This window comes from Winogradskyella sp. (genome assembly GCF_965228925.1).
Classification (GTDB): Bacteria; Bacteroidota; Bacteroidia; order Flavobacteriales; family Flavobacteriaceae; genus Winogradskyella.
Genome location: NZ_OZ245845.1, coordinates 3,298,478 through 3,309,719, shown reverse-complemented (window position 1 = coordinate 3,309,719; position 11,242 = coordinate 3,298,478). Strand labels below are relative to the sequence as shown.

The following is an 11,242-nucleotide window of genomic DNA, read 5'->3' as shown; positions in this document are numbered from 1 at the left end:
TAAAGTATTCTCTTTTAATAAGGGTCGTTTTCAATAAACATATCGTTCTTAAAACCGATAAGGTATAATTTTTCCTTTGCACGAGTCATAGCCGTATATAACCAACGTATGTAATCCTTATCCATACCATTAGGCAAATAGGGTTGTTCAACAAATATGGTATTCCACTGACCGCCTTGAGATTTGTGACATGTAATGGCATACGAGAACTTTACCTGTAAGGCATTGAAATATGCATTGTTTTTAACACCTAAAAACCGTTTGTAGTTAGATGTTTCATTGGCGTAATCCTTGGCTACTTCCTGATATAATCGATTGGATTCTTCATAACTTAATGAAGCACTTTCTACATGTATGGTATCTAAAAGTAATACGGTTTCAAAAGGACGCATTCGCGGGTAATCGACCATTTTAACTTTGACTTCTGCAAATTTAAATCCATACAATTCCTTGATATTAAATATCTCCAAAACCTCGATAATATCTCCGTTGGCTATGAAACCTGCTTCAGAAGTAGGCTTAATCCAAAAGTAGTTGTTCTTAACTACCATGAGATAGTCTCCCGAAGACAGCTCACTTTCATTAAATAAAATGCGTTCTCGTATTTGTTTATTGTAAAGATTTGCGCGTTTATTACTACGGACGATAATAGCCGTTTCTTCATACCCTTCATTGCTATAAGCATCGTTGATAGCATCCATAATTTCATGACCATCAATGAGCCTAACTATATCTTTGTATGGACTAACATTAAATTTAAAGTGGTCATACATATTTCCTTCTAACACGGCTCTTAGCTCGGTGGCATTATCTAAAATTCCCGAATCTTGCTCTTGTCTAACAACCTCATCCAATTCGAAACTATATACCTCTTTGTTATAATTTAAACTTAGCTGGTCCGAATTTAGTGCAGGACTTAAATCCGATTTAACTGGTGGCAATTGCGCCTTATCACCAATCAATAAAAGTTTGCACTGATGCCCAGAATAAACATATTGCATGAGATCGTCTAATAGCGACCCATTTTCAAATAACTTAGAATCCGATGGTATATCAGGAATCATCGAGGCTTCATCGACAATAAATATGGTGTTTCTGTGTTTGTTAGGCTGCATCACAAATTTTACACCACCACCTTTGTTTTTTTTCGGAAAATAAATTTTCTTATGAATCGTAAACGCTTCCTTCTTTGAATAGTTGGAAATGACCTTGGCGGCGCGCCCTGTTGGTGCCAACAAAATGGCACTTCGCTTGGTCTGCCAAAGATTAGTGACCAAATTACCTATGATACTCGTTTTACCCGTTCCGGCGTAACCCTTGAGCAGGTAGATATGATTAGAAGAGGTTTCAAAAACAAACTGCGACAATTGCATTAATACCATATCTTGCTTAGATGTCGGTACAAAGGGAAACTTAGATCTCAAAAGTGAATAAAACGCAGACGCATTGCTTATCATAAGAAATAAATAAGTAGCAATATAGCATTATTCTTTATTGCTGGTTATTTTTTATTTAGATAGTTTTAACGAACAAAAAAAAATTGTAGATTTGCGAGAGACCTAATTAATAAAACCGCATATGAAAGTAATTATAGCAATTGTAGTTATTATTTTATTAACCGTCGCCATTGTATGGTTAATAGATAAATTTGTTCCTAAAAAATTAAAGCCTGTGATCAATCTTTTGCTTTGGGCCCTAATTATTTTTCTTGGTTACATAACTTTTAATTCGGTTTATGACGAGATTAAATTTAACAAACTTAAGGTGGAACGCTATAAGGTGGTTATTGACCGTTTGGTAGATATTAGAGACTCCCAATTGGCTTATAAAGAATTGAATGGAGAATATGCTGGTACTTTTGATAAGCTTATCACTTTTATTGAAAATGATAGTATTCCGATTACCCAAAGACGCGATACTTTAGTTTTGGATGTTGAGAGAACACGCGCTTTTGGTGGAGTAGAAACATTTAAGACCGAAACCCTTATTGATACGCTTAGCTACTATACTGTAAGAGACTCTATATTTAAAGGAGACATGCGTTACAAGACCATGGCCGATGTTGGTGTGGGCAAAGCTGGAGCTAAATTTACATTAGAGGCTGGTAAATTAGATGATATTCCTGTTTTTCAAGCTAGTGTTGATAAAGCCCTAGTTTTGGACGGTGAAGACAAATATCTCATTGAAAAAGAAAGACAAGCTATTTCTATCGCGGGTGTTAAAGGAGCAACCGTAAAAATTGGTTCTATGGAAGAAGTCAACACCAGTGGCAATTGGGGTAAAGACCTTTCAGTTAAGGAATAAATTTTGAGTAGCAATAACATTAAAGAACTGTCCATTCAAGTTAATCTGAATGGGCTTTCTTTTTGCATTTTAAACAGGTCTTCGAATACGATTGAATTTCTCAATACGATTGAATTCATAAATAAACTCACACCTTTTGATGTGCTTAATCGACTTAAAACCGAATTGAGCGCTAATTCCAGATTCTTTGAGACCTTTGAGGCGGTAAATGTCATTCACCAAAATGAGCTATCGACACTTGTTCCAAAAGATTTATACGACGAAAACCAAAAGGCTAATTATTTAAAATTCAATGCCAAAATCCTAAAAACCGACTTTATTACTCAAGACGAACTAGATATTAACCACAGTGTTAACGTTTATATTCCATACGTCAATATCAACAATTATATTTTTGAAACCTTTGGGGAGTTTACCTATAAGCATTCCGCTACGGTTTTAATAGAGACTATTCTACCAAAGGTAGATTCCAATAGTGAAACCGAGGTGTTTGTACATGTCAACCCATTTATGATAGAAGTCTTAGTTGTAGAAAAGGGGGAACTGCAATTATTCAATGTATTCGAATATCACAGTAAAGAGGACTTTATTTATTACATATTGTTTGTTTTTGAACAATTGTCCTTAGATGTGGAAAGCACTAAGGTACATCTCAGTGGTAATATTGAAAAAAATGATCCGCTATATCAGCTACTCTATACCTACATAAGGCATATAGAGATTATGGAAGGTCATTTTAGTTATAAGCGCTCGGAAGCGGTTAAAAACGAGCATTTCCACCACCATTTTTTGATTTTAAATTCCTTTTAATGCGCATTATCTCTGGTAGTTATAAAGGTCGAAAAATAATAGCTCCAAAACATTTGCCTGTCCGCCCTACAACGGATATGGCCAAAGAGGCCTTGTTCAATATCTTAAACAATCAATATTATTTCGATGATATAACGGTTTTGGATTTGTTCTCAGGAACAGGCAATATAAGCTATGAATTCGCTTCTAGAGGCACAGAACAAATAACTGCGGTAGACAATCACTATGGATGTGTTCAGTTTATCAATAAGACTGCCGAGGACTTTAATATGCCTATACAGGCTATAAAGCGTGATGTTTTTAAATTCTTGGAGCAGTATGCGAAAAAGCATACTATTATCTTCGCGGATCCTCCTTATAATTTTGAAGTCGAACAGTTTGCTACAATACCTCAGTTAGTATTTCAGAATGACCTTTTGGATGATGACGGGTGGCTCATTATAGAACATTCCAAGCATACAGATTTGAGTCATTTAGAGCACTTTTCAGACGCAAGAAAATATGGTGGAAGCGTGTTTAGTTTTTTTGTAAGAAATTGATTAACAGCACCGTAAGTTAATTCCTAAACTGTAATTTTTATTACCTTTATGTGCCTTGCAGACAATCTCTGCATAATTTCTACACCTGTTCTCGTCTATTTTTGAAATGGTTATTTAAGCTATTAACCACAAAAACCAAACAATTATGAAAATTCTCAAAAGAGGGGTGCTAACCCTATGGATTGCTGTATTGGCAATCAACATCTCCAATTCGCAAGAAGAACCACCCACCATGTTTGTAGTGCACACGGACAACGTAAAGTTTGAAATGATGCCAAAATATGAAGAGCTATCACTCAAATTTAAAACCCTATGTGAAGAAAATGATATCAAAGATCTAAACTGGACCACGATAAGTGTTGAAGATGGGCGCTACGTTTATGCCATGCCTATAAAGAACATGGCTGAACTAGACAAAAATCATATGGAAGAGATGGAAAAAAAGGTCGGTGAAGAAAAAATAGAGCAGTTGTTTAATGAGTTTGATGAATGCTACGATTCCTACAGTTCAGAAATAATTCATTTAAAATCAGAGTTATCTTATATGCCAGAAGGCTATAGCACAGAAGGGAAAAATCAAAGGGAGTACCACTTTCTATATTATCCACCAAAGCACGGTAAAGCTATGAAAGACGCCATGGGCAAAGTAAAAGAAATGTTCAAAGCCAAAGGCATTAAGAATGGCTATGAGGTATATCACAGCGGTTTTGGTAGTCAAAGTAGTTATTACATGGTAGCCATTGCTGGAGCTTCTGAAATGGAAATTGCTCAAGATGGCGAGGAGAACGACAAACTTCTCGGAGACGAAAAAGACGCCATATTTTGGGACGTTATTAAACTCACCTCTAAATACGATCAGGTCGAAGGTAGTCTGAGACCAGATTTAAGTTACTGGCCGACAGTGAGTAAATAAGAAGTAGCGTATGAACCAAAAGCATTAGTATGAAAAATTTATTAATACTGGGAGTACTAGTTTTATGCATGAGTTCTTGTAAAGAACATAAACAACGCTATTTTGCCGAGTCTGATGAGACTAAGACCTTAGAAGCAGGGATTGTCGCTTATGAGAGCGGAGATTGGGACAAATGGCAAAGTCATTTTGCTGATACTGCTAAGATCTTTGTCAACTCCAAAGAGGCTATGACTATAGAGGCTAGAAGAAAGGAACTTTCTTCAATGACCGAGGCATTTTCCTCTTATGGTTTTGATAAGGATGATGACTTTATAGAAATGGTATTGGATAAAGACGATGAAACTTGGGTCTACTATTGGGGTCAGCATAATGGTACACTGGTCAACGGTACCAAATTATCGATCCCGGTACATTTGGCTGTCCAGTTTACCAACGGTAAAATCACAGCAGAACATATTTATTTTGACGGTACAGAAATGAACGCAGCGATCAATGCAATGCAAGCGGAAGCGAGTTCAGAAACCGATGAAACCGGAACAGCTGAAAATTAGCGTCGATATGTTCTTGAAATAAAAAAAACCTTCTGCTATCAGAAGGTTTTTTGTTTGCGTAAATCTGTAAGCCGAATTCTGTTCATCCTGAACTTGTTTCAGGATTTCTAAAACAAGCTCAAGACTACCTTATCATTTATCTACGTTTACCGTTACCGGCATACTTTAGCTGTCTACCCTCCAACAATCGGACGTGCCGCCCTCTCCCGATAGCTATCGGGACGTTGGTTTACATGACATTGCACCATATAGAGTTTACCTGATTTCACTACAGCATTACCTGTACATACTTTCTGTTGCACTTTTCCTAGCCTTTCGACTGGTGGCCGTTAGCCACTATATTGCACTGTGGTGTTCGGACTTTCCTCCCTAGTGCTGAACTTGTTTCAGTACCTTTACAATCAACATCAATGCTAAAAGAATAAGGTGCTGAAATAAATTCAGCACAAGAGCGATAAGGCGATTTACTGGGACAAAAGTACACAAATTGTTAATAACTCCTATTAAATTTTAAGCTCCGTAAATGGCTATTTAGAGGTTATTCTTAAATTTGTATTTCAGTCAATTTTCAATGGAACACTTTGTAGTATCAGCACGTAAATACAGACCGCAAACCTTTAAGGATGTTGTAGGACAACAGGCGATTACCAATACGTTGCTCAACGCTATTGAAAACAATCACTTGGCCCAAGCACTGTTATTTACAGGTCCACGAGGTGTTGGTAAAACGACCTGCGCGCGTATTCTTGCCAAAATGATTAATAGTGATGGCAATACCCATGAAGATGAGGATTTTGCCTTCAATATTTTTGAATTGGATGCCGCTTCCAATAACTCTGTTGATGATATTAGAAACCTAACGGATCAGGTTAGGATTCCTCCACAAGTCGGTAAATATAAAGTGTACATCATAGATGAGGTGCATATGTTATCTCAAGCGGCTTTTAATGCATTTTTAAAGACATTAGAGGAACCGCCAAAGCACTGTATTTTTATTTTGGCCACTACCGAAAAACATAAGATCATTCCAACCATATTATCGCGTTGCCAAATCTTTGACTTTAAGAGAATAAGGGTCAAGGATGCTAAGGAGTATCTCAAGTACATCGCTAAGGAACAAGGTATTACTGCAGAAGACGACGCCTTACATATCATTGCCCAAAAAGCAGATGGGGCTATGCGTGATGCCTTATCTATTTTTGATCGCGTTGTAAGTTTTTCAGGAAAAAACTTGACACGACAAGCCGTTACAGAGAATTTAAATGTTTTGGATTACGAAACTTATTTTGAGAGTACGGAACTTATACTCGACAATAAGATTCCTGATCTATTAGTGCAATTCAATTCAATATTGTCAAAAGGTTTTGACGGACATCATTACATCGCCGGCTTAGCGTCGCATTTTAGGGATTTAATGGTTTGTAAAAATCAAGCCACAATAGACTTGCTCGAAGTTGGTGAGGAGACCAAGCAAAGATATGTAGAACAGTGTTTAAAAACATCTAATGCATTTTTGATGAAGGGCATTCAGCTCGCTAATGATTGTGATTTAAAGTATAAAACCAGTAAAAATCAACGTTTATTAGTAGAATTGACCCTTATGCAATTAGCCTCCATCACTTATGATGGAGAAAAAAAAAATAGTAAACATTTCATAATCCCGCCCTCTTATTTTAAGGCAAAAGGCATTACGCCAGTTCCTATTAAGAAACCTAACGAAACCACTCCTGTCGCAACGGACCCAACACCAGCTAAAGAAAAGGTGTCGCAAAACGTGTCTGTAAATGTAGTGGCAGAACCTATAGTCGTTCCAAAGATTTCCATTGATAGAGCTAAGACATCTACTTCAGGATTATCTTTAAAGAGCATTAAAGAAAAGAGAGAGCATCAAATCCGTCAATTAGATGTGATTATTGACGAAGAAGATCTGCCAAAAGAACCTGTAGAACAAGCGGCTTTAACAGAGGCATGGAATGCTTATGCGACATCTATGGATAAAAAGGGCGAGAAAATCTTAGCGTCTATTCTACATATGGCCGAACCTAAATTGGTGGATACTGCTATTCATCTAAGCTATTCCAACCAAACCAATAAAATAGAGCTTGAGCGTGCCCAATATCCACTCCTATCCTATCTGCGTAAGAATTTAAAAAATTTCGATTTACATCTCAACATTACGGTCAATGAAGAAATCGCCAAAAAATACGCCTTTACGCCACTCGAAAAATATGAAAAGTTAAAAGAGAAAAACCCCAATATCGAATTACTTAAAAAAACGTTTGGTTTAGACCTTTAGAACCTATCAGAATTTTTTTCAGAAGCGTAACAAAATCATAACAATCATAAAATGTTAGGGCAATACGTTTTTTTGATATTGACGCATGAAAAAAATCTATCTTTCCCTTTTTGTTATTACACTTGGCACTGTAATGTCCTGCAAAAATGATTCTAACTACAGCAAACAAGATACGGACAACACAACTGATGTCACAACGAACGACATCAGTGCTCTAGATGGTGCACAACTTTCTAAGATATATTGTGGGTCTTGCCACGAATATCCAGAACCTCAATTATTGGATGTGGATACCTGGAAAAACTACATGTTGCCGAGAATGGGGTATATGTATGGTATTTATAAAACAAGTGAAGAATATGAAGTGCTTTTCGAAAAAAATGAAGGTGGAGACATTGTAAAGGCAAGTGGTTTATTCCCCAGTTCTAGAACCTTAGACAGTGTATCTTGGGATAAAATTAAAAACTACTATTTAAACAATGCCCCTGCTCAACTAGAAGTGCCACCTAAAAAGGAAATCACAAAACAATTATCACAATTCACAACTATCATTCCAGATCAAAAAGTACAAATGCCAAGTTCAACTATGGCGCAATTTTCAAGTTCAGGTCAAATCTATCTCGGTGATGCTATAACGCGAAGCTTTTCGGTCTTTTCCAATCAACTAGAATTATTGAATACCGGAAATGTACAGGAGGGCGCCGTGAGTATTTATGACGGTAAGGATGCTTTTTGGCTTACGGTTATGGGCAGCTTCTCCCCTACGGACGCCCCTCTTGGACTCATTGCCACATTACCAAAATCTCCAGGTGTTAAAGCCTCTGTTCCTATCACAAGATTACAGCGTCCAGTACACAGTGATTACGGAGATTTAAATGGTGATGGCACTATGGATATTGTGGTCTCGGAATTTGGTAAATGGACTGGTGCGCTTTCAGTGTTTATAAATAATCAAGGGAACTATACAAAAAAAGTCTTATTAGCCACACCCGGTGCTATCAAATCATATATGAAAGATATGAATAATGACGGGCATCTAGATATCGTTGCACTTTTTGCGCAAGGTGCTGAAGGCATAGACATCTATTACAATGACGGTAAGGCCAACTTTAAGAGAGACCGTGTTCTAAAATTCTCTCCTTCAATGGGCGGAAGCTTTATGAACTTAATAGACTATAACGACGATGGGCATTTAGACATAATCTTTACGGCAGGAGATAATGCCGATTATAAACCTGTAATGAAACCTTGGCATGGTATCTATATATTTCTAAACGATGGGAACAATAGCTTTAAGCAAGAGCTTTTTATTCATCACAACGGCGCCTACAATGCCGTAGTCGAAGATTTTGATTGCGATGGTGATAAGGATATTGCGGCAATCTCTTTCTTTCCAGATTGGGTCAATACGCCAGAAGAAAGTTTTGTGTACTATAAAAATAAGGGTGATTCAACCTTTGAGAACTTTACATTTCCTGAAGTCAATAAGGGACGCTGGGTCGTTATGCATACGTCCGATTACGATAAGGATGGAGACAAGGATTTAATTCTTGGATCGCTCGCTTTTGAAGTGGTTCCTAAGTTAGGTTATGTAGACCAATGGATAAAAGATGGTATTCCATTTATCATTCTCAACAACAATATGTATTGATTTGCTGTTTATAACGTTTCTAAATAGCTATGGATCCCCACACTTAATTTCCGATATTTTTTTTTGGCATTAGGGTTTAGCTTTCCAAAATGTAGTAGAAATAGTCTTTTGCGCCAATTCAATTTGCGATAAAATTGAAAACATATTATCAAAATGTAAATTAACAAACTTACTCTCCTTCCATTCGTTAATAAAAAAACAACATACTTAATGTTTAGTTAGCAATTATTTTAAATAGCATTTAATCTGTCTTTACAATGCGCCGGTAATTTTGAGTCATTGATTATTTAACCAAAAAACCTTTAATCTTTTAAAAAAACTAAAAATGAAACGTAAATTACTTGCTTTTCTTGCGTGTGCGTTTGGACTTGTTTCCTTTTCGCAAAGCGATTTCCCAATGTCAGTTGACATTAACTGGACAGCCACTGAGGTCGTAGTTCCTCCATCCCCATTTCAGTATCAGGTACTTTTTGTAGGAGCTTCTGATATGGTTCAAACAGGTATTAATGAAGAAGTACCTGCTAAACAATGGCACGACTTTATTGGTTTTACTCCAATTACGGTAGACGATTGTGTTGATGATGCCAACGCTATCGGTTGGGTATCTGTAAATCACGAAATGATTTTAGCCGATGATAAAATCGGTGATGGTGGAGGAATGACTGCCTTTTTATTAGGTAGAGACCCCGGAGATGATTCCCTATACGTCATCCCTCAAACTTTAACTGACGGTCGCTCAGGTGACTTCTTTAATGTCGATTTTTCAAATGTCGGTGAAACCGGTATGAACTGTGGTGGTATCAATTCTAATGTAGATGGTCGTATCTGGACAGCTGAAGAGTGGTTTAGAGCCGATAATGATGCTATTTTTCAAGGTGGAAACGGTGTAAGAGATATTAGTGATTATACCATTAAGTACACGGAGTTTGAAATGGCTAACTTCCAAACCATCTCTAAGTACCAAAATTTTAACTGGATGGTAGAGATAGATCCAAGAGGTGCAAAAGCTATTCGCAAGCAATACAACTGGGGACGTCAACCTTTTGAGGGTGGTACTATTGCAAATGACAACCAAACCGTTTACATGGGTGCCGATGCAACGCCTGGGCTTTTCACAAAGTTCGTTGCTACAACTCCAGGCGATTTTACGATCGGGACTACTTACGTATACAAGCACGATAATCCTGGAGGTGATCCATGGGTAGAAATAGATAACAGTGATTTCTCTAAAATGCTAAACTACACCGATGAAGCGATTACAGCCGGAGCAACCATGTTTAACCGTTTAGAGTGGGTAACTATTGACAAAAATACAGGTAAAGTTTACATGACCGAAACAGGTAGAGATAACCCTGCAAGTCGTTGGGAAGATGAGGCTTTAGCTGGTGGTGTATATGCTCCGCATCACATTCAACGCGCCACAGATCAAGGTGCTACTGGACCAGATGACCCAGCATATTGGGATTACTACGGACGTATCTTAGAGTTTGATCCAGCAACGGGTGATGTTACTATTTTTGTAGAAGGTGGCCCTTACTTCGCCTCTAGCCCTGATTTAGCTAGTTATCCAGCAAAACACCTTTCAAATCCTGATGGTCTAAATATGTTATATGTAAATGTAGGTGGAACAGATAAAACCTATATGCTTATTAACGAAGATTTAAATGGGACTTCTTTTGGTAGAACGCCAGATGGCATAACTGATCGTATGTGTGAAATGTACATCTTAGACATGGATGTCGCTAATCCTGGTATAGATGACTTAATCCGTTTAACACAAACACCTAGAGGTGCTGAAATAACCGGAGCATGTGCCACTCTAGATGGAAAATCCGTATTAGTAAATTCTCAACACCCCGCTGATACAAATCCATTCCCATATAATAATTCATTGACATTTGCTATCACTGGTTTTGATGATCCAACGGCTTTGGCAACATTAACAACTAGAGATTTTGACGATACTTCTGGAAGATTCAGTGTTTATCCAAATCCTACAGAACGTATCATATACTTAAGTGAAACTACCGATTTAGCCTTATATGATATTACAGGTAAGCGTATTGGTGTATACCGCAATGTCAATTCAATCGATATCACCGGTTTAGCAACTGGTACTTATTTATTGAAAACAAAAGATGGCTTCACTAGAAAAGTGATCATAAAATAATAGTTTAA

Annotated in this window: 9 protein-coding genes and 1 other RNA gene; 8 read left to right on the top strand and 2 right to left on the bottom strand. The window is 37.3% G+C overall.

What is annotated here, in order from left to right; all coding sequences use genetic code 11:
* Positions 1-14: 14 nt before the first annotated feature.
* Positions 15-1,457: an ATP-dependent DNA helicase gene (locus ACO052_RS13610; protein ID WP_422104327.1), complete on the bottom strand. Its 1,443-nt coding sequence runs from the start codon at positions 1,455-1,457 to the stop codon at positions 15-17.
* Between the two features lie 121 nt (positions 1,458-1,578).
* Here ACO052_RS13610 and ACO052_RS13605 point away from each other — a divergent pair, with 121 nt between their 5' ends.
* The 5 genes from ACO052_RS13605 to ACO052_RS13585 all read left to right on the top strand — a co-directional run bounded on the left by ACO052_RS13605 (position 1,579) and on the right by ACO052_RS13585 (position 5,117).
* Positions 1,579-2,304: a hypothetical protein gene (locus ACO052_RS13605; RefSeq protein WP_422104326.1), complete on the top strand. Its 726-nt coding sequence runs from the start codon at positions 1,579-1,581 to the stop codon at positions 2,302-2,304.
* 3 nt (positions 2,305-2,307) lie between these two features.
* Positions 2,308-3,114 (top strand): DUF3822 family protein, encoded by an 807-nt coding sequence (locus ACO052_RS13600; RefSeq protein WP_422104324.1) that lies wholly within the window; start codon positions 2,308-2,310, stop codon positions 3,112-3,114.
* Positions 3,114-3,653: an RsmD family RNA methyltransferase gene (locus ACO052_RS13595; RefSeq protein WP_422104323.1), complete on the top strand. Its 540-nt coding sequence runs from the start codon at positions 3,114-3,116 to the stop codon at positions 3,651-3,653. Before ACO052_RS13600 ends, ACO052_RS13595 begins: the two co-directional genes overlap by 1 nt.
* 145 nt (positions 3,654-3,798) lie before the next feature.
* Entirely contained in the window at positions 3,799-4,566 is a 768-nt protein-coding gene (locus ACO052_RS13590; protein WP_422104322.1) for a hypothetical protein, read from the top strand.
* Between the two features lie 29 nt (positions 4,567-4,595).
* Positions 4,596-5,117: a nuclear transport factor 2 family protein gene (locus ACO052_RS13585; protein WP_422104321.1), complete on the top strand. Its 522-nt coding sequence runs from the start codon at positions 4,596-4,598 to the stop codon at positions 5,115-5,117.
* Between the two features lie 51 nt (positions 5,118-5,168).
* On the opposite strand, the gene rnpB is transcribed toward ACO052_RS13585, so the two are convergent.
* An RNA gene (gene rnpB / locus ACO052_RS13580) (RNase P RNA component class A) lies at positions 5,169-5,526 on the bottom strand.
* Between the two features lie 162 nt (positions 5,527-5,688).
* Between rnpB and ACO052_RS13575 the strand changes: the two genes are divergently transcribed.
* The 3 genes from ACO052_RS13575 to ACO052_RS13565 all read left to right on the top strand — a co-directional run bounded on the left by ACO052_RS13575 (position 5,689) and on the right by ACO052_RS13565 (position 11,234).
* Positions 5,689-7,413 carry a DNA polymerase III subunit gamma/tau gene (locus ACO052_RS13575; RefSeq protein ID WP_422104320.1) on the top strand — a complete coding sequence of 575 codons (1,725 nt, stop codon included), beginning with the start codon at positions 5,689-5,691 and terminating at the stop codon, positions 7,411-7,413.
* Positions 7,414-7,498: 85 nt separating this feature from the next.
* Positions 7,499-9,064, top strand: coding sequence for an FG-GAP repeat domain-containing protein (locus ACO052_RS13570; protein WP_422104319.1), 1,566 nt, complete (start codon positions 7,499-7,501; stop codon positions 9,062-9,064).
* Between the two features lie 397 nt (positions 9,065-9,461).
* Positions 9,462-11,234, top strand: coding sequence for an alkaline phosphatase PhoX (locus tag ACO052_RS13565; RefSeq protein ID WP_422104318.1), 1,773 nt, complete (start codon positions 9,462-9,464; stop codon positions 11,232-11,234).
* Positions 11,235-11,242 lie beyond the last annotated feature (8 nt).